The organism is Nocardia takedensis NBRC 100417, from assembly GCF_000308695.1.
Taxonomy (GTDB): Bacteria; Actinomycetota; Actinomycetes; order Mycobacteriales; family Mycobacteriaceae; genus Nocardia; species Nocardia takedensis.
Genome location: NZ_BAGG01000103.1, coordinates 85,218 through 111,853, shown reverse-complemented (window position 1 = coordinate 111,853; position 26,636 = coordinate 85,218). Strand labels below are relative to the sequence as shown.

The window sequence follows — 26,636 nt, the reverse complement described above, 5'->3', positions numbered from 1 at the left end:
GGATGCGAAATATTAGCTGTTGGGATGCCACGCGCGGGTGTCGCCGGTGTGTGTAACTCGATGTGCCGAGGGTGGAACGCATCTCGCGCTCCGTCTCCGCGCGGTGGCGGTCGTGGATCGATGACGGATCATGTGCCCACGAACGCGGTGATTGTGTTCTCGGTCACCCGAGCGGTGGTATCCGCATGGCCGCCACCGGGATTCGGCGCGAACCGCGTGTGGGCCGCCGCGCCGGGCTCGGAATCCGCGCGAATTCCGCCTCCGTGCGACACGCCTGACGGTCCGGCCGATATCGGGGTGAGCACCCGATATGACTCGTCATGGCGATTCGGCGCGTCCCGTCGATCCGATGTCGCGGCGGCGCAGGCCGAGTCGCGGTTCGCGCCCTCTCCGGTCTCCCGGTGCCGAGTGGTCGGATTCGACGCGGAATGTGGTTCGCGGCGCGTCGCGTGTCGCCGCGGGCCTCGACCGAAAACTATTGTGTCGGTGTGTCTCACGCGATGGCCTCGATCCCGCAGCCGGCAAAGTCCGGGCCAGTCGTGACCGAAGGGCAACGATCTAGCACACTTGACGGTGTGGGAGATGTCGAGGAGGTACTCAGCCGCCTGCGGCGGTATCCGGATGTGGAGGCCCTGAACCTCTATGCCGTCGATGCCGCCGATCGGCTCGTCCTCGACGTCGCGGGCGAGGCCGTCGCCGCTGCGGGTAGCGGAAAGGTTGCGGTGATCGGCGACGCGTACGGCGCGCTGACGCTGGGCGTGGTCGTGGGCCACGATCTGCGCGATATCCGCGTTCACCAGGATCTGCTGACCGGTGAGCTCGCGCTCGCGAACAACGCCAAGGCGCTGGGCCTGGCCGATCGCTACACCGCCCACGCGCTCGACGTCGACCTGCTCGACGGTGTGCGTGCGGTGCTGCTGCGCCTGCCGCGGGCGCTGTCCGGGCTGGCCGAGATCGCCGAGTCGATCGCGCGCTACGCGGCACCCGACGTGACGGTGATCGCCGGGGGTCGTGACAAATACCTCACCAAGTCCATGAACGACACCTTGGGTCAGTACTTTTCGCAGGTCCGGGCCAGTCGGGGGCGGCAGAAGTCGCGCACGCTGCTGGTCACCGGGCCGAAGGCCGTCGGCTCGCCCGCGTTCCCCGTGCGCGATCGACTCGAGGATTTCGACCTGGACGTTGTCGCGCACGGCGCGGCCTTCTCCGGCCCGCGCCTGGACATCGGCACCCGGTTCCTGCTGCAACATCTGAAGTGGATGAAGCCCGACGCCCGCGACGCCATCGATCTGGGCTGCGGGACGGGCATCCTGGCGGTCGCGCTGGCCAAGGCGCGTCCGGCGATCCGGGTGGTCGGCACCGACCAGTCGGCGGCGGCGGTGGCCTCGGCGCGGGCGACGGCGGCCGTCAACGAGGTGGAGGATCGGGTGCGGGTGGTGCGCGACGACGCGATGTCCTCGGCCGCGGACAACAGCGCGGATCTGGTGCTGTGCAATCCGCCGTTCCACGTGGGGGCGGCGGTGCACACGGGGTCGGCGATCAAGATGTTCGCCGAGACCGGTCGGGTGCTGCGTCCGGGCGGAGAACTCTGGACGGTGTACAACTCGCACCTGAACTATCGTGGTGTCGTGGAGCGGATGGTCGGGCGCACCGATGTGGTGGGCCGGAACCGGAAGTTCACGGTCACCCGATCCGTGCGTGGCCTGCACGACGTCCAGGAGCGGTAGACCCCGGCGACGGTGGAGTCCGAATTGTCGGTATTCCGCCCACCCTCGGGAACCGGACGGTCCGATCGTTCGTTACCTGGTCGATAGGGACATAACGGACCGATCATGGAATGCTTCCCGGTAACCGGACACAGGTAGCATCCCGGCCAGAGATCACCCCACCAGGAGGTAGGTGCTTTGCGTACCAGCAGCAATCCGGTCTTCAGAAACTTGCCGAGGCAAGAAGGCGTCGGCGGTTACGCCAATTTCGGATCCGGGGTGGCAGGCGCCGGCCAGGTCGGCAACCAGTACGGACAGCAGCAGCCCTACCAGCAGCAGCCGTACGCCCCGGCCCCCGCGACGCGGGCCATGACCATCGACGACGTGGTGACCAAGACCGGCATCACCCTGGGCGTACTGGCCCTGTCGGCGATCGTGTCCTACGCGCTCACCAACGCCAACACCTCGCTGGCCCCGCTGTTCGTCATCGTCGGCGGCCTGGTCGGCCTGGTGCTCGTGCTGATCGCGACCTTCGCGAACAAGATGGACAACCCGGCCATCGTGCTGTCCTACGCGGTCGCCGAGGGTTTCTTCCTCGGTGCGCTGTCGTTCATGTTCACCGACGTCGCCTTCGGCGGAGTCGGCGGCAGCGCCCTGATCGGCCAAGCGGTGCTCGGCACCTTCGGCGTCTTCGCGGGCATGCTCGTGGTCTACAAGACCGGGGCCATCCGCGTCACGCCGCGCTTCACCCGCATGATCGTCGGCGCCATGATCGGCGTGCTGGTGCTCGCCGTGGGCAACCTGATCGCGAGCTTCTTCATCTCCGGCGGCCTCGGCCTGCGTGACGGCGGTGCGCTGGCGATCGTGTTCAGCCTGGTGTGCATCGCGATCGCGGCGTTCAGCTTCCTGCTCGACTTCGACGCCGCCGACCAGCTGATCCGCGCCCAGGCGCCGGAGAAGGCGGCCTGGGGCGTCGCGCTCGGCCTGACCGTCACCCTGGTCTGGCTCTACGTCGAGATCCTGCGACTGCTGAGCTACTTCAACAACGACTGATCGGTCGAACCGAGAAGGGCGGTCCCACCACCGGTGGGGCCGCCCTTCGTCGTCCAGGGACCGCTAGCTCAGTCGCTCGATGACCATCGCCATGCCCTGGCCGCCGCCGACGCACATGGTCTCCACACCGAACTGCTTGTCGTAGGTCTGGAGGTTGTTGATCAGCGTGGTGGTGATGCGCGCGCCGGTCATGCCGAACGGGTGGCCCAGCGCGATCGCGCCGCCGGAGACATTGAGGGTGTCCTCGTCGATCTTCAGCTCACGCGCCGAGCCGAGCACCTGCACCGCGAACGCCTCGTTGATCTCGAACAGGTCGATGTCGGAGACGGACTTGCCCGCCAGCGCCAGCGCCCGCTTGACGGCCTCGATCGGGCCCAGACCCATGATCTCCGGCGAGAGCCCGGACACGCCCGTGGAGACGATGCGCGCCAGCGGGGTCAGGCCGAGGTCCTTGGCGGCGGTGTCGCTCATGATGACCAGCGCCGCCGCGCCGTCGTTGAGCGGGCAGCAGTTGCCCGCGGTGACGGTGCCGTCGGGGCGGAACACCGGCTTGAGCTTGCTGACCGCTTCGTAGGTGACGCCGGCGCGCGGGCCGTCGTCCTTGCTGACGACGGTGCCGTCGGGCAGCGTGACCGGGGTGATCTCACGCTCGAAGAAGCCCGCCGCGATGGCCTGTTCGGCCCGGTTCTGCGAGCGCACGCCCCACCGGTCCTGGTCTTCCCGGGTGATGCCGGTGAAGGAGGCGACGTTCTCGGCGGTCTGGCCCATCGCGATGTACGGGTCGGGGACCAGTCCGTCCTCGCGCGGGTCGTGCCAGGCGCCCTTGCCGCCCTCGGCGGTGGCCGCGGTGCGCGCCTGGGCCTCGTCGAAGAACGGGTTCTTGGTGTCGGGCCAACTGTCGGCCGAGCCGTTCTTGTACCGCGACACCGTCTCCACGCCCGCGGAGATGAACACCTCGCCTTCCCCGGCCTTGATGGCGTGGAAGGCCATCCGGGTGGACTGCAACGACGACGCGCAGTAGCGGTGCACGGTGGTGCCGGGCAGCGAGTCGTAACCCAGTTCCACGGCCACGATGCGGGCCAGGTTGAACCCCTGTTCGCCGCCGGGCGAACCGCAGCCCAGGATCAGGTCGTCGATGCGGGTGGGGTCGAGCGCGGGGATCTTGTCCAACGCGGCCCGCACGATCTGGGTGGTGAGATCGTCGGGGCGCATATTCACCAGCGAACCCTTGGCGGCGCGGCCGATGGGGGAGCGAGCGGTGGAAACGATGACTGCCTCGGGCATGAGGGCTCCTTGGGTACTCCGTGCTCAGTTTTGTACTGGCACTTCTATGTGTACCGAATCCGCGGAGCGTCGCAGACGCCACCCCGGCGATTCGACGAGTCCGCGCAGGCGGGCGGTGATGCCGCGACGATCGGCCGAGCGGGCCTGCTCGGATTCGCCGCGTCGTTGCGCGAGCGCGCCCACCAGGACCGGCAGGACGTGCGCGGCGGCCAGGGCGTAGCCGTCGGCGGAGGGGTGGAAGCCGTCCTCGGCGAACAGGCGGTCGGGGGCGGTGAGGAATTCCGGGCCGAGATCGCGCATCGACACCGGTTGTCCGCCCGCCGCGAGCACCACCCCGAGTTGGGCACGGGCGAGTCGGGCGCTCCAGTTGTGCACGACGGTGCGCAGCGGTTGCGGGATCGCCGAGACGGTGCCGAGGTCGGGACAGGTGCCGACCACCACGACGCTGCCCGCGGCGCGCAGACGCCCCACCGCCGCGCCGAGTCGGTGGGCCGAGGCGGAGATCGAATGCTTCTTGGTGATGTCGTTGGCGCCGATGAAGATGACCGCGGCGTCCGGCGGCGGCCCCGCGATGAACATCGCGTCCACCTGGCCCGCCAGACCTTTGGAGGTGGCCCCGCAGATCGCCTTGGTGCTCAGCCGCACGCGCAGCCCCGTCGCCTCGGCCAGCCCGCGCGCGATGCGCACCCCGGGCACTTCCTCGCAGACCGCGCAGCCCAGCCCGGCCGCCGTGGAATCGCCGAAGACCATCAGGTGCACGTCGACCGGCGTGCCCGGTCGCCACGGCAGCGGGTCCGCGCCGCCCGCGGTGTAGACGCCGTCCGCCTCCGGCGGTTTGGAGGTGTCCCGGCCGATGACGCCGCGCGCGACGCCCGCCTGCGCGGTCAGCACCCGATACGCGGCCCACGACGCCGTGCCCGCGCCCGATCCGGCCAGCACGGTGGCTATCCCTGTCATGGCGGCGGTCCGCCTGTTCATCCGACGTGCCACACCGGAAATATTACGGGGAGATGGCCGGTGCCGGCTCGTGCCGATTCCGACGAAGCTCAGGCCGGGACGTCGAATCCGGCCTGCGCCGGGACGTTGAGCGCGTCCGTGCTGACCACGACCTCCACCCGGCCCGGCCCGGTGTCCTGGAACAGCGAGTACTGGATGCTGCCGTAGATGCCGGTCACCACGGTGTTCTCGTAGGTGCCGACCGCGCCGGTGTTCATGTTGCGCCAAGCCACGATCGCCCGGACCTCGCACAGCGGCGCGAACGGGTACAGGCCCGGTCCGACGCCCTGGACCGGGGTGGCCTTCATGTTCAGGATCGCCCGGCCCGGCCAGTCGGGGCTGGTGTCGGCCCAGGTCTGGATGTTCGTCCAGCACAGACCGCCGCGCGCGAGGGTCGGGACCTGGGGGAAGGAGGTGGTGGCCGCGGCGGCGTGCGCGCCGGAGGCGACGGCCAGCGAGGCCGCGACGCTCACGAGTACCGCGACCGCGCGGGCGAGGTTGGGCTGCTTCATGTTTCCGCATCCTAGGCGCGCGGGGTCCGGTTCGGGGGACGGGACAGGCCGATGTCGTGCCGGTGCGCGAGCCCCCGGCCGATGTGGCGTGTTCTCGCACTTCTGCAACGATGGGGCTATGCGCATCGCGGATCACGTCGTGGACCTCATCGGCAACACTCCCCTGGTCCGGCTGAACTCGGTGGTCGGCCCGAACGCGGGTCTGGTCGCCGCCAAGATCGAATATCTGAACCCGGGCGGCAGCTCCAAGGACCGCATCGCGGTGAAGATGATCGAGGCGGCCGAGGCGTCGGGGCAACTGCGGCCGGGCGGCACCATCGTCGAGCCGACCTCCGGCAACACCGGCGTCGGTCTGGCGCTGGTGGCGCAACAGCGTGGCTACAAGTGCGTGTTCGTCTGCCCGGACAAGGTCTCCGAGGACAAGCGCAACGTGCTGCGCGCCTACGGCGCCGAGGTCGTGGTGTGCCCGACGGCCGTCCCCCCGGACCACCCGGACAGCTACTACAGCGTCTCCGACCGCCTGGTGCGCGAGATCGACGGCGCGTGGAAGCCCGACCAGTACTCCAACCCGGGCGGCCCCGACAGCCACTACGAGACCACCGGTCCGGAGATCTGGCGTGACACCGAGGGCAAGGTCACCCACTTCGTCGCGGGCGTCGGCACCGGCGGCACCATCACCGGCGCCGGCCGCTACCTCAAGGAGGTCTCCGGCGGCAAGGTGAAGGTCGTCGGCGCGGACCCGGAGGGCTCGGTCTACTCCGGCGGCACCGGGCGGCCGTACCTGGTCGAGGGCGTCGGCGAGGACTTCTGGCCCTCGGCCTACGACCCGGCGATCCCCGACGAGATCATCGCCGTCTCCGACGCGGACTCCTTCGACATGACCAGGCGACTGGCCCGCGAGGAAGGGCTGCTGGTCGGCGGCTCCTGCGGGATGGCGGTGGTGGCGGCCATCGAGGTGGCGCGCCGCGATCCCGAGGCCGTGGTGGTCGTGCTGCTGCCCGACGGCGGCCGCGGCTACCTGTCGAAGATCTTCAACGACCAGTGGATGAGCTCCTACGGCTTCCTGCGCACCCGCCTGGACGGCAGCACCGCCGAACCGCTGGTCGGCGACGTGCTGCGCGGCAAGTCCGGCGAACTGCCCGATCTGGTGCACACCCACCCGTCGGAGACCTTGCGCGACGCCATCGAGATCCTGCGCGAATACGGCGTCTCGCAGATGCCGGTGGTCGGCGCGGAACCGCCGGTGATGGCGGGCGAGGTCGCGGGCAGCGTCTCCGAGCGGGATCTGCTCTCGGCGGTCTTCGAGGGCCGCGCGCACCTCACCGATTCGGTGGAGAAGCACATGAGCGCCTCGTTCCCGCTGATCGGCTCGGGTGAGCCGATCTCCGCGGCCACCAAGGCGCTCTCGGACACCGACGCGCTCATGGTGGTCGACGACGGCAAGCCGGTGGGCGTCATCACCCGCCACGACCTGCTCGGCTTCCTCAGCATCGGCACCCTGGGCCACTGAGGGCGGCGGCACCGAGGGCGGCGGCCACCGGGTAGCCGCAGTGGGGGCAACGACTACCGGGTGGCAGTTCTCGAGGGCGGTGGCTACCGCGTCGGCGGCCACAGGGATTCGTGGCAACCATGTTCGGGGCGGCCGGGTTCGGGCCGCCCCGGCGTGTTCGGGGCGGCCGGGTTCGGGCCGCCCCGGCGTGTTCGGGGGCGGCTGCTCCCTCAGCGGAAGGCGTCCGCGCCGGTCAGCGCCTTGCCCAACACCAACTGGTGCACCTCGGCGGTGCCTTCGTAGGTCAGCACCGACTCCAGGTTGTTGGCGTGACGCAGCACCGGATAGTCCAGGGTGATGCCGTTCGCGCCCAGGATGGTGCGGCACTCGCGCGCGATGGCGATCGCTTCGCGCGTGCTGTTCAACTTGCCCGCGCTGATCTGCTCCCCGCTGATCTCGTGCCGGTCCTTGAGCCTGCCGAGCTGGATCGCCAGCAGTTGCCCTTTGCCCAGTTCCACCGCCATATCCGCGAGTTTGGCCTGGGTGAGCTGGTAGGCGGCGAGGGGTTTGTCGAAGACCTCGCGGGTACGGGCGTAGTCGATCGCGGCGTTCAGGCAATCCCTGGCCGCCCCCAGCGCGCCGAACACGATCCCGAAACGCGCCTCGCTCAGGCAGGCCAGCGGCGAGGCCAGCCCGCGCGATTCCGGCAGCACGGCGTCACCGGGCAGGCGCAGGTCGTCGAATTCCAGTTCCGCGGTGATCGAGGCGCGCAGCGAGAGTTTGCGGTGCATCTCGCGGGCCTGGAAACCGGGGGTGTCGGTGGGGACGAGGAATCCGCGGATGCGTTCGTCGGTGCGCGCCCACACCACCGCGACGTCGGCCACCGACCCGTTGGTGATCCACATCTTCGAGCCGTTGAGCACCCAGTCGTCGCCGTCGCGGACCGCCCGGGTGCGCATCCCGCCCGGGTTGGAGCCGAAATCGGGTTCGGTCAGGCCGAAACAGCCCAGGACCCGGCCCGCCGCCATCTCGGGTAGCCAGTGCTGCTTCTGCTCCTCGGAACCGAACAGGTGGATCGCGGTCATCGCCAGCGACCCCTGCACCGACACCATGCTGCGGATGCCGGAGTCGACCGCCTCGAGTTCCTGGCAGGCCAGGCCGTAACTGGTGGCCGAGAGTCCCGCGCAGCCGTAGCCCTCGAGATGCATGCCGAGCAGGCCCAGCTCGCCCAATTGCGGCGCGAGTTCGCGCACCGGCAGGCTGCCCGCCTCGAACCAGTCCGCGATGTGCGGACGCAGCCGTCGCGCCGCGAAGGCGGCCACGGTATCCCGGATCTCGCGCTCCTCGGCGGTGAGCAGGGCATCGATCGCGAACAGTTCGTCAACGGTCACCATGGGCTCAGCCTAGAGGTCCGCACCCGGGCGCTCGGCGGGCCGCGAAGCGCGGAGTTTAGGGTGGGACCATGACCGAGCTGGGATTCTCCACACGGGCCGTGCACGCCGGTTACGATCCGGATCCGCTCACCGGCGCGGTGAACGTGCCGATCTACGCGAGTTCGACCTTCGCCCAGGACGGCGTCGGCGGCCTGCGCGGCGGATTCGAGTACGGCCGCACCGGCAACCCGACCCGCACCGCGCTCGAGGCGAATCTCGCCGCGCTGGAATCGGGTTCCCACGGCCGCGCGTTCGCCTCCGGGATGGCCGCCACCGACTGCGCGCTGCGCGCGATGCTGCGTCCCGGCGATCACGTCGTGATCCCCGACGACGCCTACGGCGGCACCTTCCGCCTGATCGACAAGGTCTTCAGCCAGTGGGGGATCGAGCATTCCCCGGCGCACGTGTTCGACACCGACGAGATGCGGGCCGCGATCCGCCCGAACACCAAGCTGATCTGGATCGAGACCCCCACCAACCCGCTGCTCAGCATCGGCGACATCCCCGCGCTGGCCGACATCGCGCACGCGGTGGGCGCGAAACTGGTGGTGGACAACACCTTCGCCACCCCGTACCTGCAACAGCCGCTGCTGCTGGGCGCGGATGTCGTCACCCACTCGACCACCAAATACCTGGGCGGGCACTCCGACGTGGTCGGCGGCGTCCTGATCACCAACGATCCCGAACTCGACGCGGCCTTCGCGTTCCTGCAGAACGGCGCGGGCGCGGTACCGGGCCCGTTCGACGCCTACCTGACCGCGCGCGGCACCAAGACGCTGGCGCTGCGCATGGAACGGCACTGCGACAACGCCGAGACCTTGGCGGGCTATCTGACGGGTCATCCGAAGATCTCCCAGGTCATCTACCCGGGTCTGCCCGAACACCCCGGTCACGTGGTGGCCGACAAGCAGATGCGCCGTTTCGGCGGCATGATCTCGGTGCGCCTGCACGGCGGACGCGAAGCCGCCCACGACTTCTGCTCGCGCACGAAGATCTTCACCCTGGCCGAATCCCTCGGCGGGGTGGAGTCGTTGATCGAACATCCGGCCGCGATGACCCACGCCTCCACCGAGGGATCGGTGCTGGAGGTGCCCGCGGACCTGGTGCGGCTCTCGGTCGGCATCGAGGATGCCGGCGATCTGCTCAGCGACGTCGAACAGGCGCTGGCGGGTTGACACGACAGAGCGGCCGCCTCCGATCCGGGGGCGGCCGCTCTGGTCTCGGGTTTCCGACGAAGGAGATCAGCTGTGGTACGGCTCCGCGCTCAGCAGTGTGACCTTCATGGTGTTGCCGTTGGGCAGGGTGTACTCGCGCGTCTCACCGACCTTGGCATCGATCAGCGCGCCGCCGAGCGGGGAGTTGGGGGAGTAGGTCTCCAGCTTCGAATCGCTCAGACCTTCTTCGCGGGTGGCGATCAGGAAGGTCTCGGTGTCGGATTCGTCGCCGTCGTAGTAGACCTTGACCACCGAACCGGGGAGTGCGACGCCGGACTTGGTGGGGGCGACGCCGACCTTCGCGTTGTTCAGCAGTTCCTGGAGCTGCCGGATGCGCGCTTCCTGCTGACCCTGCTCCTCGCGCGCGGCGTGGTAGCCGCCGTTCTCCTTGAGGTCGCCCTCCTCCCGGCGCTCGTTGATCTCCGCGGCGATGACGGGACGGTTGGCGATGAGCGCGTCGAGTTCGCCCTTGAGCCTGTCGTGCGACTCCGGGGTCAGCCAGGTCACTTGCGTCTCGGTCATCTCGATCACTCCCTAGTAGTTGTTCCCGGCGTGCCGGGATTCCCTGATACCGCTGCGGCCCACCCGGAGGCAGGCGCGCACCAGCCGACGGCTAGAGCGATCCTGGGAAGTTCGTCGAACCCCGACAGGCCTGGTCCCGGGCAAACCCGAAAACCCGGAACTCACAGCGCTGGCCGCCAATGCAGCAAACACGGCTCCGAGCCCCGGAACCGTGTATCACGCCATTTTAGCATGATTCACAAATACGCAGGTCGGAGTTCATTTTGCGAGCGAGCGCGGGGTCGATTCGTGACCTTTGCACCGCTCGCTACTTCGCGGTCACTCCGCCCGCAGATACTCCGGCACGTGCATGCTGCACCCGTAGACATCCCCCGCTGAGGGCCGCGAGGAGGACCGCACCTCGGTGGTGAACTCGACCGTCCCGTGCTCGGAGGAGGTCACCAGGATCTCGCGCCTGCCGACCTCGACGGTGTCGCGATCCATCGCGCGAACGAAACAGACCGCCGGGCGCGTCGGATCGTCGCGGGTGACCTTCAGTCGCACCGACAGGGTGCTGTCGTCGACGACGGTGTAGCCGAGTTGTTCGGCCTCGACATCGCGGGTGCCGTACTTCTGGAAGCCCAGGTAGGCGACCCCGAAGCCGAGGACCAGCACCGCGGCGGTGGCCGCGACGGGCAACCAGGGCCGCCGCCGTGGCGCGGCGGCGCCGTAGCGATCGGCGCGCCGGGCCGCTCCCGCGGCGGGCGCGCCACCGATGGTTTCCGGCTCGGGCTCGTTCATGGACTCGGCACTCCCGGGGGGTACGTCGGAACAAAACTGGGTCGAATGGAACTATAGGGAACGAAGACTTGACACCCGCGACCGAGAGCGACGGTGAACGAGACGTGAGTGGCCTTCGCCTCATGGCGGTGCACGCCCACCCAGACGACGAATCCAGCAAGGGTGCCGCGACCACCGCCCGGTACGCCGACGAGGGGCACGAGGTGCTCGTCGTGACGCTGACCGGCGGCGAACGCGGCAGCATCCTGAACCCGGCGATGGACACCCCGGGGGTGCTCGACCGCATCCACGAGGTCCGCCGCGAGGAGATGGCCGCGGCCGCCCGCGCGCTCGGGGTGCGCCAGACCTGGCTCGGCTACGTCGACTCCGGGCTGCCCGAGGGCGATCCGCCGCCGCCGCTGCCGGAGGGCTGCTTCGCGCTGGTGCCGCTCGAGGAGTCCACCGAGGCGCTGGTGCGGGTGATCCGCGAATTCCGCCCGCACGTCATCACCACCTACGACGAGAACGGCGGCTATCCGCACCCCGATCACATCCGCTGCCACGAGGTGTCGGTGGCCGCCTACGAGGCGGCCGGTGATCCGGAGCGCTTCCCCGACGCCGGCGAGCCGTGGACGCCGCTCAAGCTGTACTACGACCACGGCTTCAGCATGAAGCGGCTCGAGGTGTTCTCCGCCGAATACGAGCGCATGGGCGAGCCGTTCCCGTTGCAGGAGTGGCTGGACCGGATGCGCCAGTACAGCGAAGCCCGCGCGGACCGCATGGTGCGGGTCACCACCCAGATCGAATGCGGCAAGTACTTCACCCAGCGTGACGACGCGCTGCGCGCGCATGCCACCCAGATCGACCCGAACGGCGCGTTCTTCGCCATCCCGATCGAGTTGCAGCAGCGGCTGTGGCCGACCGAGGAGTTCGAGTTGGCCCGCACCCGGGTCAGCACCGCCCTGCCGGAGGACGATCTGTTCGCCGGGATCGAGGACGAGCACCGGTGATTCTCGAACTGCTCGCCCAGACCCCCGGAACCCCCACCGGCCCCGAATTCGGCAAGGCGTCGCCGCTGGGTCTGGCGATCGTCCTGTTGCTGCTGGTCGGCACGGTGCTGCTGGTGCGGTCGATGAACAAGCACCTGAAGAACCTGCCGCCCACCTTCGAGCCCGAACATCCGGAACCGGATCAGGAGGCCGACGAAGGGACCGAGCACGGCATCACCCGACGTTCGGAATCCGGCCCGGAGGGGTCGGCGAAAGGTCGCTGACCGGGTTGGGGAACGCCCGCGCGTCCCCCGACCCGCTCAGAACGGCCAGCGGGCGTCGCGACCCGCCTCGAGCAGCGGGATCATGCCGAATCCCGCGTCGGTGAGCCCGCCGAACGCGTGCCGGTGCGCACCGCCGCTGGGCGCGTGGCCGTAGCGGTAGCCCGCCAGATTCCACGTGTACAGCGGCGTCTTCGCCGGCAGCGCCGCGCCGACGTCGCCGTCGCCCGCCTGCTCATCGGTGAGCAGGACGACCCGATCGTGGCCCGCCCAGTGCTCGCGCACCGCCGCCGCCGTCTCGGTGGCCGCGCCGAGGAAGTAGCCGTCGCGCTGCCAGCGCTCGACCGCCCGCAGCACCGGCTCGCGACGCCGCGCCTCGAACACCCGGGTGCGCGGGGTGTCGCCCCACGCGCTCGAGTAGGAGACCACCTCGGCGCGCGCGCACCGATTCGCCAGCGCCAGTCCGAAGACCACCGCCGCGTCCCACCGCTTGGTCGCGCCGTCGCGGGAGAACGGGGCGGACATGGAGCTGGAGGTGTCCACCAGGATCAGCGTGCGGCCCGGCAGCGCGGGCACGTTCGCCAACGAGTGGTTCAGCGCCCGCTCCAGGGCATGACCCCACCGCAGCGACGGCGCCGCGCGGTAGGCCGAGAGGAACCGCATCGGCAACTGCCGCGAGGTCGCCACCCGCTCCGGATCGGCCAACTCCGCCGCGACCTCGGCCGCGACGGCGTCGCTCACCCCGGCCGTGTCGAAGCTGCGCAGATTGCGCAACTTCGCCATGTAACCCATGGACGGGATCAGCGCCTCCCACACCGCCGCGTCCAATGGACCCTGGAGCCAGCCCGCGACCGACTCCCACGTCATCCCGGCCTCGCGCAGCGTGGCGCGGGCGACGTCGCGGTCGGCGAACAGGTCACGACGCCGCTCGACCGGCCGCGCCAGCAGCGCGGCGTTGGCGCGCAACACCGTCAGCTCGGCGGGCAGGTCGACCGCGCGGTTGCCGTGCCGCCGGTCCAGTGCGTGCGCGTAGACCGCGCCCTGCCACGGCTTGTCGGGCGCGGCCGACGGGTGGGTCAGCTCGATGACGTCGGCGAAGCGGAACGCGCGGCCCGCGCTGTCCCACTTCAGCAGGGAGCGCTGGTCGTAGAGGCGGCGCACCGCGTCGGCGACGCCGCGCTTGACCGGCTTGGGCAGTGCGCGCCCGTGCGCGGCGGTCCAGTAGGCCAGCAGTTCGCCGGGCTCGTCGGCCCGCAGCAACACCGAGTCGATCACCTGCCTGGACATGCCGGGCAGTCCGGCGTCCAGGCGCGCCTTGGCGAATTCGGCCGCGCCGACCAGGGCGGCGCTGCGCAGATTCGCCGAACCGCGCAGCCAGCCCAGCAGCCGCGCTGTCCACTCGGGATCGGCGAGTGTGGCCTCGCGCACCAGCGCGGTGTAGCGGTCGTCGCGCTGAACGGCGGCCTCGTAGAAGGTGTCCTCGCCGACCATGTTCGACACGGCCAGCAGGAACAGCTCACCGCGCACGGTGCGCGCGTAACCGGGCGCGCCCTCGTGGGTGCGGCCCGTGGGGACGGACTCGCTCACCACCGGCGAAGTGGGCGCGCGACGCGCACGCGCGATATTGAACTTGCTCATGGAAATTCCCCCGAGAGAAATGGCGGGGGGATTCGCGTGACCGGCCGAGATCGAAATGGCGGACGGCTCCCGCTGTGTCTGCCAATTCCACCATCACCGCGCGCGGTGATCCGGGTTCGAACCGGAACGATCCGGAGATCGGCGGGCTGGAAGTAGCCGTCGTCCACGCACCGGCCGGTGCGCACGCGAATCCTCCCGAGATCGTATCCGGTCGGACGGATTCACGCTGACCCTCGCGCGATATCCGTCGGCCGTGCACCGGGAGGTGCGTATGCAGTTGTGCGGCATCCGAGTTCAGGTCGGTGACGGAACGGAAGACCATATCGAGATACGGACGGGATTCGAACCCGAACTTCCCACCAGAAGTAACCGTTACCCACGCACCGGATGCGTTGTCGACTGTATTCGAGTCGATGTCATTCGCGCATCCCCTTTTCCGTGTGGTCGTAGAGTTGGCGCACCCGAGTTCGCCTCGGTGACGGTGTGTACCGCTCTGCCGCTGAGCTACCGGGCCTCGTGGTCCGGGCGGGATTCGAACCCGCGACCTGTTCCGTGAAAGGGAAGTAACCGTCTCCCTCGCACCGGGTGCTGAAGACGAAAGTAGCCGGTCGGCCGCGGGCGCGCACCGCATTTTTCGGCGGGACGTCCGAGATCGAAGCGGGGACGGTTCGTGCTCGCCGTATCGAGCGATCGGAGTTCCGACCGGAGTTGAACCGGAGTAGCCGTCCCCCGCGCACCGGAACGTCGACGGAAAGGTAACCGGACAGTCCCCGGCGCGCAAGCGTTTTCACCGATAGTGACGAACGGTACTCGCCGGTAGTGTGAGCCGTTGGATGTCGCTCCGTCGTGCTACCAATGCAGTAGACACTCCAGTGAAGGAAGCCCATGCAGACTGTGATCGGCCGGATCGACCGCGCCATCGATATGACAGGCCGAATCGTCGACGCGGTCGAGAAGGATCGATGGTCGGCGGCCACGCCGTGCACCGAATGGGAGGTCCGCAAGGTGCTCAATCACACCGTCGGCGGAATGCGCGTGTTCGCCGCCGAACTGTCGGGCACCGAACCGGTCGGCTCGCACGACAGCGACTGGCTCGGCGGCGATCCGCAGGCCGCGTTCGCCGCCGCCGCCGAAATCGACCGCGCCGCATGGCATCGCCTCGATCTGCCCGACGCGAAGGTCCGCCTCGCGGTCGGCATCCTCGCGGCCCCCGAAGCCGCGCTGGTCCACCTGACCGAGGTCGTCGTGCACGGGATCGACATCGCGCTCGCCCTGGGCCGCGCCGACCTGATCGACGAGGGGTTGTGCGCGGAACTGCTCGAGGTCATGCACGAGACCAAGGGCGTGGAACCGTTCCGGCAGCCCGGCCTGATCGGTCCCGAACTCCCCGCGCCCGCCGACGCGCCCGCGCACGCCGCGCTCATCGCCTACCTCGGTCGCACCTGGGGCTGACCGGCGAGCCGCCGAACCGGATGGCGCAGAACGGTTCTCATCGTCTCCGGATTCGCCCGCCGCGGATCGGAGAGATAGATCTCGTGATGGCGCCCGTTCATCGCGAGCCCTTCGGCGCGCAGGAATTCCTCCATGCGCGCCAGCGTCTCCGGTTCGGCCGCGTACGGTCCGCGGTGCATGACCTGCACGGCCTCCCCTTCGCACAACTCTTCGTAGGCGGCCCCTTCGACGGTCTCCGCCGTCACGAACTCCGGTAGCCGGATCATCATCTTCCAGTGCCACAACTCACGTGGCACCGTCAACGGCGGCTCCGTCGACTCCACCCACCACAACCCCTCCAACTTCGGCGCCACGAAATCCAGTCCCGCCGCCTTCGACCGCTTCTTGGCCCCGTACACGGCCCGATACAACCTGCCCACCGCCTCGGTGTACGCCTCCCCCAACGGCGCGCCCCGCCCGGTGACCGTCGCGTATCCGTAGGTGCCGAACGTGCGCAACACCGGTTGCGCGGGTGCGCCGTAATAGTGCGGGTCACTGCGGACCAGATCCAGTTTCATACAGACCTCCGATAGTCGATCTCGGGATCATGCCGTCTCCCCCGAGGGGAGGGTCCAGCCGCGCTGGACCCGGAGGTTCGGTGCGGTTGTGTCGATTGCGGGTGCTATTTGCTACTTCGAGTAGTAATCTTGTCGGGTGGCAGCACTACATGATGAGTACGCCCCGGGCTCCGGCCCTGCGGCGAAGGTCAGTGTGTCGCTCCGGGCGGGAAATATCAGAGCGATCAGGAAGCGGGTGGGTGCGCGAGGATTCTCGGCCTACGTGGATGCCGCCGTCGAGCGTCAGATCGAGCGCGACCTTCTGGAGGAGGCGTTGCTGGCGAATGAGCGGGAGGCCGGCGTCATCCCGGCAGAGATCGCGGACGAAGCCGCCGCCCTGTTCCGCGAGGTGAAATCCGCGCCGGAACTGCACGGGGAGGATGAATGGCGCGAACGCCGAGCCGACTGACCGCTGGAACGGTGGTACTCGACAGCGAAGGGCTGTCGAAGTGGTGCTCGGCGGACCGGAGAGTCATCGCACATGTCCGCGAAGCACAGAGCAACGATTTCCGCGTGGTCGTCAGCGCGCTGTCCGCCGTTGAGGCATTCGATACGCGGGTCGAGAACGAACGCTTTCGCTGGCATCTCTCCCGTCTACGGATCGAGCCCGTGACGGATGAGATCGCGTTCGAGGCAATCGGCCTTCTGCGTGCCGCGGGCCTGCACGGTCACAAATACGCGATCGACGCCGTGGTAGCGGCTACCGCACTTCGCGCGGTGAAGCCGGTGATCGTCCTGACTTCGGATGTGGACGACATGACCCAGTTGTGCGGCAAACGAGTTCGTGTGGTGCGGGTGTAGGGCTCGTGCGCGGTCGCTAGGACTCGAGGATCCAGATGCCTCGGCCTTCGGCTTTGGCGCGGTAGAGGCGGACGTCGGCGGCGTCGAGGAGTTTCTCCGGGTCGGCGCCCGCGACGGGGACGATCACCGCGCCGATGCTCGCGGTGATCGTCAGTGGGGCGCTCGTGCCGAGAGGGATCGGCTCGCGCAGGGTGGTGAGGATGGTGTCGGCGGTTCGGGTGATGCGGGCCTCGTCGCAGGGAGGTTCGAGCAGAGCGACGAATTCGTCGCCGCCGATACGCGCCAGGGTGACCTCGGGGGAGGTCAGGGCCGCGGTCAGGCGGCGGCCCACTTCGGTCAACAACCGGTCGCCCGCACTGTGCCCGTAGCGGTCGTTGACCTGTTTGAACCCGTCAAGGTCGACCAGGCACAGGCCGATCCGGTCCAGGGGTCGGGCCGTCGCGGCGGTGCGGGTGAGACGCTCGAGCAGACAGCGGCGGTTGGGCAGACCCGTGAGCGGGTCGTGCTCGGCCAGCCAGCGCAGTTCGGCCTGCATCCGATGGCGTTCGGTGGTGTCCTCGCCGACCGCCAGCAAGTAGGCGTCGCCTTCGCCGAGCATCAGCGTCATCGTCCACACCCCCTGTCCGATGCTGCCGTCACCGCGCACGAAACGCCCCTCGAAACGCAACGTGCCGGAACCGCGTCCACGCAACGCGAGCACCAGATCACGAAGTTGCGCGCGATCCTCGGGATGCACCAGCCGCAGACCGGGCATACCGGGCAGCTCCTCGACCGGGATGCGGACCATCCGCGCCGTCGCGCGATTCGCGTCGATCGTGACGCCGTCCACGTCGTACAGGGCGATCGCGATGGCCGCGTTGTCGAAGACCGCCCGGAAACGCTCGGTCGCGATATCCCGCCGTCGCGCCTGCATCTCCAGAAGTTCGGCGGCCGAACCCTCCCCGATCTCGGCGAGCACCGCCCCGAACCGGTACGCCCGATCCGCCCGACCCGAGCGTTCCAACAGACCAGCCCACGCCGTCGCCGCCGCCCCCATCGCGGCGGGCGAGGCCAGACCGCCGCGCACCATCTCCCGGCCCACCCGCCGCCCCGGCGCGGGATCGAACGGATCGCTGTCCATCGCCGCGTCCAGATCCGCCAACCAGACCGCCATCGCCCGCCGCAACTCGGTGTCCGGCGGCACCACGAACCCGCCGTCGAGCGCGGCCGTCAACCAAGCCCCGGCCATCTCGACGAATTCCCAGCGCTCCATGACACCGAGAGCCTCCTGCCCGGCTGACCCGGGCGACCGACATCGCGCATCCTTCCGACTCAAAGGTATGCCCCTGGACCGCCCTCCCGCGGCATCGCGGCCCCGCGAATCCCCACCGAACACCGATCCACCCCCGACCCGACGTTCCGCGCGCGATTTCGGGGGCCGATCTGTTCGCGCAACTGTGGAAGGGTGGGGATATGAACCGATTGGGCAGCGCGACATCTCCGTATCTGCGTCAGCATGCCGACAATCCGGTGCATTGGCGGGAATGGGATGCCGACGCGCTGGCCGAGGCACGGGAGCGGGATGTGCCGATCCTGCTGTCGGTGGGGTATGCGAGTTGTCACTGGTGTCATGTGATGGCGCACGAGTCGTTCGAGGACGCCGAGACCGCGGCGGTGATGAACGAGCACTACGTGTGCGTGAAGGTGGATCGGGAGGAGCGGCCCGATCTGGACGCGGTGTACATGAGCGCCACCGTCGCCATGACGGGCCAGGGCGGCTGGCCGATGACGTGTTTTCTCACCCCCGCGGGGGAGCCGTTCTACTGCGGCACCTATTACCCGAAGGTGCCGCGCGGGGGGATGCCGTCGTTCACCCAGGTGCTGACGGCGGTGGCGGAGACATGGCGCACTCGCCGCGACGAGGTGGATCAGGCGTCGGCGCAGGTGGCGGAGGCGCTGCGGGGGCAGATGCAGGGGTTGCCGGAGACCGAGATCCGGATCGACGCGGATCTGCTCGCGCACGCGGTGGCGGCGGTGCTGCGCGACGAGGACGCCGAGCACGGCGGCTTCGGGGGCGCGCCGAAGTTCCCGCCCTCGGCGTTGCTGGAGGGTCTGCTGCGGCATGTCGAGCGCACCGGCGACACGGCCGTGCTCGACGCGATCGGGCGGACGGCGTCGGCGATGGCCCGCGGCGGCATCTACGACCAGATCGGCGGCGGTTTCGCCCGCTATTCGGTGGACGCGGCGTGGCTGGTGCCGCATTTCGAGAAGATGCTCTACGACAACGCCCAATTGCTGCGCTGCTACGCCCATCTCGCGCGCCGCACGGCCGATCCCTTGGCGCGGCGCGTCACCGAGGAGACGGTGGATTTCCTGCTCGACGATCTCGGTACGGGCACGGGCGGTTTCGCGTCCGCGCTGGACGCGGACACCCGGTTGGAACCCGGCGGCCCCGGCGTGGAGGGCGCGACCTACGTGTGGACCCCGGCGGAACTGGTCGGAGCGCTCGGCCCGATCGACGGCGCGTGGGCGGGCGAGGTGTTCGGGGTGAGCACCGCGGGCAATTTCGAGCAGGGCACCTCGGTGCTGACCCGCTACGCCGACCCCGAGGACGCCGAACGCCTCGAACGGGTGCGCGCCGCGTTGCGCGCCTCCCGCGACAACCGTCCGCAGCCCGCCCGCGACGACAAGGTGGTCACCGCCTGGAACGGCATGGCGATCACCGCGCTCGCGGAAGCCGGTTCCGCGCTGGGCAGGCCGGACTGGGTGAATGCCGCGCTGCGCTGCGCCGACTATCTGCTGGACGCGCACGTGGTCGACGGACGGGTGCGCCGCGCGTCGCTGGACGGTCTGGTCGGCACGGCCCCGGGTATCCTCGAGGATCACGCCTGGCTCGCGGTGGGCCTGCTGTCCCTGCACCAGGCGACCGGCGAACTCGTCTGGCTGGAACGGGCACAACGCCTGCTGGACACCGCGATCCAACATTTCGCCGACCCCGAATCGCCGGGCAGTTGGTTCGACACCGCCGCCGACGCGGAAACTCTCGTCGCCCGCCCCCGCGACCCCATCGACGGCGCGACCCCCGCCGGTGCGTCGGTCTTGGCGGAGGCCCTGTTGACCGCGTCCGCCGCGAGCGCCCCCGAGCACGCCGAACGCTACCGTCTGCTCGCCGAGCAGACCTTGCGCCGGGGCGCGGTGGTCCTGGCCCGCGCACCCCGCTCGGCGGGTCAGTGGCTCACGGTCGCCGAGGCGGCCCTGCGCGGCCCCCTGCAAGTCGCCGTCGCCCTGCCCGATGGCAACGAATCCGCCGCTGCCGCCAGGGATCTCGTCGAGGCCGCCCGGTTGGGTGCGCCCGGTGGCAGCGTGGTCGTGGCCGCCGCCCGCGACGCCGTCCCGCTACTGGCCGAACGTCCGCCGCTCGGCTCCGACGCGGCCGCCTACGTGTGCCGTGGCACGGTCTGCGATCTGCCGGTCACCACCGTCGAAGACTTGGCCGCCGCCCTGGCACGCTGACCCTCGCGTGCGGGCTGGTCCTCCGACAGTGCCTGCTGCCTCCACGCGTGCTGGTCATCTGCCGGCCTCCACTGCACGAGGCCGGGGCTCTCGGTGGCCTGCGGGCCTTCACTGCGCGAGGCTGGGCTCTCGCGGCCTGCCGTCCTTCGCACGCGGGGGCTGGGTTGCCGGTCGTGCCTGTTGAGCGTGCCCGCTCGGGCTCGACTGCTGATCGGGTGTGCTGACCCGGCAGCGCGCGATGCCCGGTAGCGGCCCGTGCCGCGCTCAGTGTTCCGGAGAGTAGGAATCGGCAGCGGCGGAGTGGGTTTCGGTGCGGGCCGGAGAAGTGGCCGTCGGTGGCTGCCCCGGATGCTTGCCCTCGTAATCCTCCGGGATGGAGGTGCCCACCTGCGGAAGCGGGCCTGCCGCAACCGCTTCGGATTCGACAGGTGCGGGGGAGGCGGCTGGAACGACGGCGGGTGCCATGTCGGTCCAGCAGACGGTCGGTTCGAGCCGTCCGCGCAGGAGGATGTCGCCGTAGTGCGTCCACGCGCGGCGTTCGTCGGCGTGCGCGGCGTCGAGTACCGCGTCGCTCACCAGGATTCGGCGGGGGGCGGCTTTGGCCTGGGAGGTGAGGCGGGCGGCTTCGTTGACCGCGTCGCCGATGACGGTGAATTCCAGGCGACTGTCGGCGCCGACGTCGCCCGCGAAGACGCGGCCGCGCGCGACGCCGATGCCGATGTCGAGTTCGCCGCCCGCGAGGACTTCGTCGCGGATGCGGCGGGCGGCGCGCAGCGCGGGGGTGGCGTTGTCGGCGAGGGCGATCGGCGCGCCGAATACGCACAGCGCCGCGTCGCCCTCGAATTTGTTGACCAGACCGTCGTTCTCCTCGGTGGCGGCGACGACGATGGCGAGCAGCCGGTTGAGTTTGGCGACGAATTCCTGCGGGGGCAGGCCGGTGGAGAGGGCGACCGACCCGGTGACGTCGACGAACAGGGCGGAGACCACGCGCACGTCGCCGGTGAGGTCCATACCGCCCGCGAGGGCCCGTTCGGCGACCTGCGCGCCGACGTGGCGGCCGAAGACGTCGCGCATGCGTTGGCGTTCACGGAGATTGGCGGCGAGTTCGTTGACCGAGCGTTCCAGCAGCCCGATTTCGCTGGTGCTGCCCACGGTGACGCGGATATCGCTCTCGCCCAGCGTGATCCGGTCCAGGGCCAGGCGCAGCGCGCGCAGCGGCAGCGCGACCGAGCGGGCGAGCAGGGTGGTGGCCAGCGCGCCGACGCCGATGCCGACGACAGATAGGTACAGGGCGGTGCGGATGCGGTCCTCGGCGGCGGAGGCGGGGTCGGCGAGCACCACGATGAGCATCGCCAGCGGCATGGCCCCGGCGACTCCCCAGGTGACGATCACGCGGACCAGCACGGACGAACTCCAGTGCGTGGTGGGTCCGAGGACGGCCGAGACCATGGGAATGGTGGGTCGGATCATCCGGTCGACGATGAGGAAGGTGACGGCGGCGGATTGGAACGCGCCGAGGGTGAACACCGAGGCGGTGACGGCTTTGTCGTTGTGTTCGGTGAGGTGGGCGAACATCGCGGTCGCCACGACGACGCCGGGCAGCCACAGCGCGAGCGCGCGTGCGGTGACGGCGGCGGGCAGTCGCAGGAGTCTGCGGGCTTCGGGCGGGGTGGGCGCGCGGCCTTCGTCGAGCCAGGCGAAGTGGGCGGTGCGGTCGCGCAGCGCGAGTCCGATGCCGATCGCGAACCCGATGGACGGGTAGATGCCGACCTGCGCCAGCGTGTGTCCCCAGCCTTCGCCGAGCCGGCCGAAGAACCCGCTGAGCCACAACTCGGTGACGATGACCCCGAGCCCGCTGATGTTGGCGGCGATGACGACCGCGGCCAGTCCCCAGCGTGCCGCGAGCGCCCGGAGGACGAGTTTGGCGATCACGGTGCGCGCACTTCCCCTTCAGCGCCGCGCCCACGACCGGTCGGTCGCGGGGACGGCGACGACCAACACGAACGTGCAGCATAGAACTCGCGCGCCTCGCGCAGGCGATTTCCGCTGTCCGTGATCGGATCCGGGCGGTCTCAGTGCAGGACGACCAGCCAGATCGCGATGTAGTGGGACAGCGCGGCGATGACGGTGGCGGCGTGGAAGAACTCGTGGTGGCCGAAGACTTCGGGCCACGGGTCGGGCCAGTGGGTGGCGTAGAGGATCGCGCCGATGCTGTAGGTGACGCCGCCCGCGACGAGCAGCAGCAGTGGGGCGAGGCCGACGTTGGCGTGCAGTTGGCCGGCGACCGGGACCACCGCCCAGCCCAGCAGCAGGTAGAGCGGCACGCCGACCCAGCGCGGCGCGGTCGGCCACAGCAGTTTCAGCGCGACCCCCGCCAGCGCGCCCGCCCACACTACCGCGAGCAGGGTCTGTCCGGTCTTGCCGGGCAGGCCGAGCAGCGCGAACGGGGTGTAGCTGCCCGCGATGAACAGGAAGATCATCGAGTGGTCGGCGCGTTTCATCCGGATGCGGGTGCGCGGCGATCTCCAGGTGACGCGGTGGTAGACGGCGCTGATGCCGAACAGGCCCAGGACGGTGAGTCCGTAGACCAGGGTCGACCAGCCCGCGGTGGCCGAGACGTTCGAGGCCACGAGGACCAGCGCGAATACGGCGACGGCGGCGATGCCGACGGCCCAGGTGTGGATCCAGCCGCGTAGCCGCGGTTTCACCAGGGCGATGGCCGCGACCTCGCCGATCGCGGCGGCTCCGGTCTCCTCGTGCGCGGGCGTCGTCGAGCCCTCGCCCGCCACGCGTGTTTCCGACACGAAATACCTCCTGGGTGACCGATGAGTAACCTACGGTACCGTAAGTTTCGGGTCCGCGACAGATGCGCCGTCGATGTAATGATCCCGGTCGCGGGGCGTACTGTTGGACGCCGTGGAGGTTCCGAGTCCGGTCCGTGGTCTGCCCTACCGCATCTACGAGGCGCGGCTGTCCAAGCAGCTGGCCGGTAAACAACACCCCCGGCACGTGGCGGTGATGTGCGACGGCAACAGACGGTGGGCGCGCGAGAACGGCTTCACCGACGTCAGCCACGGCCACCGCGTCGGCGCGCTGAAGATCGCCGAACTCGTCGGCTGGTGCGCCGACGAAGGCATCGAGATGGTCACCGTCTACCTGCTCTCCACCGAGAACCTGAACCGCGACCCCGAGGAACTGGAAACCCTGTTCGAGGTCATCACCGACGTCGTCGAGGAACTCTCGGCCCCCGAGCAGAACTGGAGCGTGCGCATCGTCGGCACGCTCGACGACTTCCCGGAACTGATCGCCAAACGCCTGCGCACCGCGGCCGAACGCACCGACGGGCGCGACGGCGTGCACGTCAACGTGGCCGTCGGCTACGGCGGACGCCAGGAGATCACCGACGCGGTGCGCAAACTGGTCCGCCAGGAGATCGCCGCGGGCGAGACCGGCGAGGACCTGGTCCAGTCGATCACCGTCAACGCGATCGGCCAGCACCTCTACACCTCCGGCCAGCCCGATCCGGACCTGGTCATCCGCACCTCCGGTGAACAGCGCCTGTCCGGCTTCCTGCTCTGGCAGAGCGCCTACTCCGAGATCTGGTTCACCGAGGCGTACTGGCCGGAGTTCCGGCGCGTCGACTTCCTCCGGGCGCTGCGCGACTACGCCGCGCGCCACCGCCGTTTCGGCGTCTGATACCCCCGCCGTTTCTCATACCTCGCCGCTTCGGCGACCTACCGCGCCGCCGCGTCCGACCGCATCTCCGTCCGGCGTCGGAGCCCGCCGGCCGTCGCGGTGGTCATCCTTCACAGTTTGCGCAGGCGCAACCGGTTGATGCTGTGGTCGGCGTCCTTGCGCAGCACCAGCGTCGCGCGCGGGCGGGTGGGCAGGATGTTGTCGACCAGGTTGGGCCGGTTGGTGGAATTCCAGATGTCCTGGGCCGCGACGGTCGCCTGCTCGTCGGTCAACGCCGCGTAGTGGTGGAAATGCGCGCCCGGATCGGCGAACGCCGTCGCCCGCAGGGCGAGAAAGCGCTGCACATACCACTTCTCGATGTCCTCGATCCGCGCGTCGACGTAGATGGAGAAGTCGAACAGGTCCGAGACCATCAGCCGCGGCCCGGTCTGGAGCACGTTGAGTCCCTCGACGATGAGGATGTCGGGCTGACGGACGCAGTGCTTTTTGTCCGGGACGATGTCGTAGGAGATGTGCGAATACACCGGCGCGCACACCTCGGCCGCGCCCGATTTCACCTCGGTGACGAATCGCAGCAGTTTCCGGCGGTCGTAGCTTTCCGGGAATCCCTTGCGATGCATCATCCCGCGCCGGGTCAGTTCGGCCGTGGGATAAAGGAATCCGTCGGTTGTGATCAAATCCACACGCGGGTGGTGATCCCAGCGTGCGAGCAAAGCCTGGAGTACGCGCGCGGTGGTCGATTTCCCGACCGCGACACTGCCCGCGACGCCGATCACGAACGGCACCTGGCGATCGGGATGCTTTTCCCCGAGGAAGGTCGCTGTGGCCGCGAACAGGCGTTGTCGGGCCGCCACCTGCAAATGGATGAGTCGGGCCAGAGGCAGATAGACCTCGGCGACCTCTTCGAGGTCTATCTGTTCGCCGAGACCGCGCAGACCGATCAGTTCTTCCTCGGTGAGCACCAGCGGAGTCGATTTGCGAAGCGTTCGCCACTGCTTCCGATCGAATTCCACATAGGGGCTCGGCTCGCTCATTCGTCCCACGTACCCGACGCTCCATTTCGGCAAACACGCGCCCAACCCGCGGTGGCGTGTGAGATTCGGTCCAGCTCTCGCCGCATGGCCGAATTGTCCTCCGGGTCAACGGGGTGAAGAACGCGGGGTATCACTACCCGCCGGTAACCCACTCGATACGCGGTGTTCGTCGCACTACTGTGGGCCGATATGGAAGCGCATCCGCTGGTGACCGAGTACCTGCGACTCGGCCTGGCCTTCGATCGGCTCGAAGAAGGTTTCGTCGACGCCTACACCGGTGATCCGGTGCTGCGGCGCGAGACCGAGAACGCCCCCGCCCCCCAACCGGGTGAACTGGCCGTACGGGCCGCGCGACTGCGCGCGGAACTGCCCGCCGCGGGCCTCGCACCCGAACGCACCACCTTCCTCGACGCCCACCTGCGCGCGCTGGAGACCTCCGGACGCAAGTTCGCGGGCGAGGACATCGGCTTCGTCGACGAGGTGCACGCCTATTTCGACGTCGAGATCGCACCGGGCGACGTCGAGGACTACCGGGCCGCACACCGCGCGATGGATGAGGTGCTGGCCGGCGACGGGCCGTTGGCCGAGCGTGTGGCCGCCCACCGCAGGACCGACGAGATCCCGCCCGCCCGGTTGCGGGAGTGCGTCGACGCGTTCTCCGGGGCGCTGCGCGAACTGGTCCGCGCCCGCTACCCCCTGCCCGACCACGAACACGTCACCTACGAGGTGGTCGGCGACAAACCGTGGTCCGGGTTCAACTACTACCTCGGCGACTACCGGTCCAAGGTCGCGATCAACGCCGATCTCAAGCAGCACATGGCCAACCTGCCGCACCTGATCGCGCACGAGTCCTATCCCGGCCATCACACCGAGCACTGCCGCAAGGAAGCGGGACTCGTGGCGGCCGGCCAGGCCGAACAGACCTTGTTCCTGGTCAACACCCCGCAGTGCTTGATGGCCGAGGGGCTCGCCGATCTGGCGTTGCGGTCCATCGTCGGACCGGACTGGGGCCTATGGGCGCAGGAGATCTACGCCGATCTCGGTCTGCGTTTCGACGGTGAACGCGCCCAGCGCTTGGCCGACGCGTCCGGGAAACTGCTCGGGGTCCGGCAGGACGCGGCACTGCTGCTGCACGACCGGCGTCGTGACGAGACGGAGGTGGCCGAATTCCTCCAGCGCTGGAACCTGCTCACCCCCGACCGGGCCCGGCAGTCGCTGCGATTCCTGTCCTCGCCGCTGTGGCGCGCCTACATCAGCACCTACGTGGAGGGCTACCGCCTGCTCGGCGACTGGCTCGACCGGGCCGCCGACGACGCGGAGCGCGCCGAGCGGTTCCGTCGCCTGCTGGACGAACCCCTCACGCCCGCCGCGGTCCGCGCGATGTGAGTCGGAACGCGAACGGCCCCGTCACCGTGGGTGACGGGGCCGTCGTGCGAGCAGGGGCCGCGCTCACCAGTTGGCGCAGGCCGCTCCCCCCGAGGAGATCGAGCACGCGGACTGCAACAGCGACTTGAGCAGCGCGTCGAACGTACCGGTGGCGATGAAACTGAGCAGCATTTCCGAATTCCCTCTTGATGTCGAATGTGGACCTGTGCTGTCCACCGGCCATCCTGTCACAGACGGCCGACATCGCGTCGGGGGGCGTCGAAAACGATTGTGCTGCTGACCAACACCGGTCGGATGCCTGTG

At 69.4% G+C, this 26,636-nt stretch carries 24 protein-coding genes and 1 tRNA gene; 12 read left to right on the top strand and 13 right to left on the bottom strand.

The genetic code is table 11. The features are described 5' to 3' along the window. Nucleotides 1-575 precede the first annotated feature (575 nt). Nucleotides 576-1,727: a class I SAM-dependent methyltransferase gene (locus ON30_RS22380; RefSeq protein WP_040709816.1), complete on the top strand. Its 1,152-nt coding sequence runs from the start codon at nt 576-578 to the stop codon at nt 1,725-1,727. A 177-nt stretch (nt 1,728-1,904) separates the two neighbouring features. After that, a complete protein-coding gene (locus tag ON30_RS22375; protein WP_040709814.1) occupies nt 1,905-2,759 on the top strand; it encodes a Bax inhibitor-1/YccA family protein in 855 nt (284 codons plus the stop codon). Nucleotides 2,760-2,822: 63 nt separating this feature from the next. Here ON30_RS22375 and ON30_RS22370 read toward each other — a convergent pair whose 3' ends face one another. From ON30_RS22370 to ON30_RS22360, 3 genes are all read right to left on the bottom strand, one after another. Beyond that, nucleotides 2,823-4,043, bottom strand: coding sequence for an acetyl-CoA C-acetyltransferase (locus ON30_RS22370; RefSeq protein WP_040709812.1), 1,221 nt, complete (start codon nt 4,041-4,043; stop codon nt 2,823-2,825). Between the two features lie 24 nt (nt 4,044-4,067). Then, a complete protein-coding gene (locus ON30_RS22365) occupies nt 4,068-5,000 on the bottom strand; it encodes an SGNH/GDSL hydrolase family protein (protein WP_085999390.1) in 933 nt (310 codons plus the stop codon). Between the two features lie 89 nt (nt 5,001-5,089). After that, nucleotides 5,090-5,551 carry a hypothetical protein gene (locus ON30_RS22360; protein ID WP_040709810.1) on the bottom strand — a complete coding sequence of 154 codons (462 nt, stop codon included), beginning with the start codon at nt 5,549-5,551 and terminating at the stop codon, nt 5,090-5,092. A 118-nt stretch (nt 5,552-5,669) separates the two neighbouring features. Here ON30_RS22360 and ON30_RS22355 point away from each other — a divergent pair, with 118 nt between their 5' ends. Next, the gene (locus ON30_RS22355; RefSeq protein ID WP_040709808.1) at nt 5,670-7,061 is read left to right on the top strand and encodes a cystathionine beta-synthase; all 1,392 of its coding nucleotides are present in this window, start codon (nt 5,670-5,672) and stop codon (nt 7,059-7,061) included. Between the two features lie 209 nt (nt 7,062-7,270). On the opposite strand, the gene ON30_RS22350 is transcribed toward ON30_RS22355, so the two are convergent. Continuing rightward, nucleotides 7,271-8,434 (bottom strand): acyl-CoA dehydrogenase family protein, encoded by a 1,164-nt coding sequence (locus ON30_RS22350; protein WP_040709806.1) that lies wholly within the window; start codon nt 8,432-8,434, stop codon nt 7,271-7,273. A 68-nt stretch (nt 8,435-8,502) separates the two neighbouring features. Between ON30_RS22350 and ON30_RS22345 the strand changes: the two genes are divergently transcribed. Further along, nucleotides 8,503-9,648 (top strand): cystathionine gamma-synthase, encoded by a 1,146-nt coding sequence (locus ON30_RS22345; RefSeq protein ID WP_040709804.1) that lies wholly within the window; start codon nt 8,503-8,505, stop codon nt 9,646-9,648. 66 nt (nt 9,649-9,714) lie between these two features. Here the strand turns inward: ON30_RS22345 and greA are convergent, their stop codons facing one another. Together greA and ON30_RS22335 are read right to left on the bottom strand one after the other, a co-directional pair. Beyond that, nucleotides 9,715-10,209 carry a transcription elongation factor GreA gene (greA, locus tag ON30_RS22340; RefSeq protein WP_040709801.1) on the bottom strand — a complete coding sequence of 165 codons (495 nt, stop codon included), beginning with the start codon at nt 10,207-10,209 and terminating at the stop codon, nt 9,715-9,717. 318 nt (nt 10,210-10,527) lie between these two features. Then, on the bottom strand, nt 10,528-10,989 hold the full coding sequence (locus ON30_RS22335; RefSeq protein WP_040709868.1) for a DUF4307 domain-containing protein: 462 nt from the start codon (nt 10,987-10,989) through the stop codon (nt 10,528-10,530). Between the two features lie 104 nt (nt 10,990-11,093). Here ON30_RS22335 and mca point away from each other — a divergent pair, with 104 nt between their 5' ends. Beyond that, nucleotides 11,094-11,978, top strand: coding sequence for a mycothiol conjugate amidase Mca (gene mca / locus ON30_RS22330; protein WP_169334939.1), 885 nt, complete (start codon nt 11,094-11,096; stop codon nt 11,976-11,978). Beyond that, complete coding sequence (locus ON30_RS22325; protein WP_169334941.1) at nt 11,978-12,241, top strand: hypothetical protein; 264 nt, start codon at nt 11,978-11,980, stop codon at nt 12,239-12,241. The genes mca and ON30_RS22325 overlap by 1 nt, the downstream gene beginning before the upstream one ends. A 36-nt stretch (nt 12,242-12,277) precedes the next feature. Here the strand turns inward: ON30_RS22325 and ON30_RS22320 are convergent, their stop codons facing one another. Both ON30_RS22320 and ON30_RS22315 read right to left on the bottom strand, forming a co-directional pair. Beyond that, nucleotides 12,278-13,876: a TROVE domain-containing protein gene (locus ON30_RS22320; RefSeq protein WP_040709796.1), complete on the bottom strand. Its 1,599-nt coding sequence runs from the start codon at nt 13,874-13,876 to the stop codon at nt 12,278-12,280. 517 nt (nt 13,877-14,393) lie between these two features. After that, nucleotides 14,394-14,461 (bottom strand) — tRNA-OTHER (locus ON30_RS22315). Between the two features lie 300 nt (nt 14,462-14,761). Between ON30_RS22315 and ON30_RS22310 the strand changes: the two genes are divergently transcribed. Next, nucleotides 14,762-15,328 (top strand): TIGR03086 family metal-binding protein, encoded by a 567-nt coding sequence (locus ON30_RS22310; protein WP_040709794.1) that lies wholly within the window; start codon nt 14,762-14,764, stop codon nt 15,326-15,328. Here the strand turns inward: ON30_RS22310 and ON30_RS22305 are convergent. Beyond that, on the bottom strand, nt 15,304-15,885 hold the full coding sequence (locus ON30_RS22305) for a GyrI-like domain-containing protein (protein ID WP_040709791.1): 582 nt from the start codon (nt 15,883-15,885) through the stop codon (nt 15,304-15,306). The two genes, ON30_RS22310 and ON30_RS22305, sit on opposite strands and share 25 nt — an antisense overlap. 136 nt (nt 15,886-16,021) lie before the next feature. Here ON30_RS22305 and ON30_RS22300 point away from each other — a divergent pair, with 136 nt between their 5' ends. Then, complete coding sequence (locus ON30_RS22300) at nt 16,022-16,333, top strand: hypothetical protein (protein ID WP_051029769.1); 312 nt, start codon at nt 16,022-16,024, stop codon at nt 16,331-16,333. Further along, on the top strand, nt 16,309-16,725 hold the full coding sequence (locus tag ON30_RS22295; RefSeq protein WP_040709789.1) for a PIN domain-containing protein: 417 nt from the start codon (nt 16,309-16,311) through the stop codon (nt 16,723-16,725). Before ON30_RS22300 ends, ON30_RS22295 begins: the two co-directional genes overlap by 25 nt. 16 nt (nt 16,726-16,741) lie before the next feature. On the opposite strand, the gene ON30_RS22290 is transcribed toward ON30_RS22295, so the two are convergent. Next, entirely contained in the window at nt 16,742-17,977 is a 1,236-nt protein-coding gene (locus ON30_RS22290; RefSeq protein ID WP_051029767.1) for a sensor domain-containing diguanylate cyclase, read from the bottom strand. Between the two features lie 200 nt (nt 17,978-18,177). Between ON30_RS22290 and ON30_RS22285 the strand changes: the two genes are divergently transcribed. After that, nucleotides 18,178-20,217, top strand: a complete 2,040-nt coding sequence (locus tag ON30_RS22285; protein ID WP_040709787.1) for a thioredoxin domain-containing protein — start codon at nt 18,178-18,180, stop codon at nt 20,215-20,217. A gap of 264 nt (nt 20,218-20,481) precedes the next feature. Here ON30_RS22285 and ON30_RS22280 read toward each other — a convergent pair whose 3' ends face one another. Both ON30_RS22280 and trhA read right to left on the bottom strand, forming a co-directional pair. Then, entirely contained in the window at nt 20,482-22,149 is a 1,668-nt protein-coding gene (locus tag ON30_RS22280) for an adenylate/guanylate cyclase domain-containing protein (RefSeq protein WP_083911593.1), read from the bottom strand. Nucleotides 22,150-22,289: 140 nt separating this feature from the next. Further along, on the bottom strand, nt 22,290-22,952 hold the full coding sequence (gene trhA / locus ON30_RS22275; protein ID WP_040709857.1) for a PAQR family membrane homeostasis protein TrhA: 663 nt from the start codon (nt 22,950-22,952) through the stop codon (nt 22,290-22,292). A 172-nt stretch (nt 22,953-23,124) separates the two neighbouring features. Here trhA and ON30_RS22270 point away from each other — a divergent pair, with 172 nt between their 5' ends. Beyond that, nucleotides 23,125-23,913, top strand: a complete 789-nt coding sequence (locus tag ON30_RS22270; protein ID WP_083911592.1) for an isoprenyl transferase — start codon at nt 23,125-23,127, stop codon at nt 23,911-23,913. A 110-nt stretch (nt 23,914-24,023) separates the two neighbouring features. Here the strand turns inward: ON30_RS22270 and coaA are convergent, their stop codons facing one another. Next, nucleotides 24,024-24,956 (bottom strand): type I pantothenate kinase, encoded by a 933-nt coding sequence (gene coaA / locus ON30_RS22265; RefSeq protein ID WP_040709785.1) that lies wholly within the window; start codon nt 24,954-24,956, stop codon nt 24,024-24,026. A gap of 180 nt (nt 24,957-25,136) precedes the next feature. Between coaA and ON30_RS22260 the strand changes: the two genes are divergently transcribed. Further along, nucleotides 25,137-26,333, top strand: a complete 1,197-nt coding sequence (locus ON30_RS22260; protein WP_040709854.1) for a hypothetical protein — start codon at nt 25,137-25,139, stop codon at nt 26,331-26,333. Nucleotides 26,334-26,636 lie beyond the last annotated feature (303 nt).

Excerpts from the sequence above, each read along its gene's own strand:
- ON30_RS22370 (WP_040709812.1), bottom strand. The coding sequence starts at position 4,043 with ATGCCCGAGGCAGTCATCGTTTCCACCGCTCGCTCCCCCATCGGCCGC.
- ON30_RS22365 (WP_085999390.1), bottom strand. The coding sequence starts at position 5,000 with ATGACAGGGATAGCCACCGTGCTGGCCGGATCGGGCGCGGGCACGGCG.
- ON30_RS22360 (WP_040709810.1), bottom strand. The coding sequence starts at position 5,551 with ATGAAGCAGCCCAACCTCGCCCGCGCGGTCGCGGTACTCGTGAGCGTC.
- ON30_RS22355 (WP_040709808.1), top strand. The coding sequence starts at position 5,670 with ATGCGCATCGCGGATCACGTCGTGGACCTCATCGGCAACACTCCCCTG.
- ON30_RS22350 (WP_040709806.1), bottom strand. The coding sequence starts at position 8,434 with ATGGTGACCGTTGACGAACTGTTCGCGATCGATGCCCTGCTCACCGCC.
- ON30_RS22345 (WP_040709804.1), top strand. The coding sequence starts at position 8,503 with ATGACCGAGCTGGGATTCTCCACACGGGCCGTGCACGCCGGTTACGAT.
- greA (WP_040709801.1), bottom strand. The coding sequence starts at position 10,209 with ATGACCGAGACGCAAGTGACCTGGCTGACCCCGGAGTCGCACGACAGG.
- ON30_RS22335 (WP_040709868.1), bottom strand. The coding sequence starts at position 10,989 with ATGAACGAGCCCGAGCCGGAAACCATCGGTGGCGCGCCCGCCGCGGGA.
- ON30_RS22320 (WP_040709796.1), bottom strand. The coding sequence starts at position 13,876 with ATGAGCAAGTTCAATATCGCGCGTGCGCGTCGCGCGCCCACTTCGCCG.
- ON30_RS22310 (WP_040709794.1), top strand. The coding sequence starts at position 14,762 with ATGCAGACTGTGATCGGCCGGATCGACCGCGCCATCGATATGACAGGC.
- ON30_RS22305 (WP_040709791.1), bottom strand. The coding sequence starts at position 15,885 with ATGAAACTGGATCTGGTCCGCAGTGACCCGCACTATTACGGCGCACCC.
- ON30_RS22295 (WP_040709789.1), top strand. The coding sequence starts at position 16,309 with ATGGCGCGAACGCCGAGCCGACTGACCGCTGGAACGGTGGTACTCGAC.
- ON30_RS22290 (WP_051029767.1), bottom strand. The coding sequence starts at position 17,977 with ATGGAGCGCTGGGAATTCGTCGAGATGGCCGGGGCTTGGTTGACGGCC.
- ON30_RS22285 (WP_040709787.1), top strand. The coding sequence starts at position 18,178 with ATGAACCGATTGGGCAGCGCGACATCTCCGTATCTGCGTCAGCATGCC.
- ON30_RS22260 (WP_040709854.1), top strand. The coding sequence starts at position 25,137 with ATGGAAGCGCATCCGCTGGTGACCGAGTACCTGCGACTCGGCCTGGCC.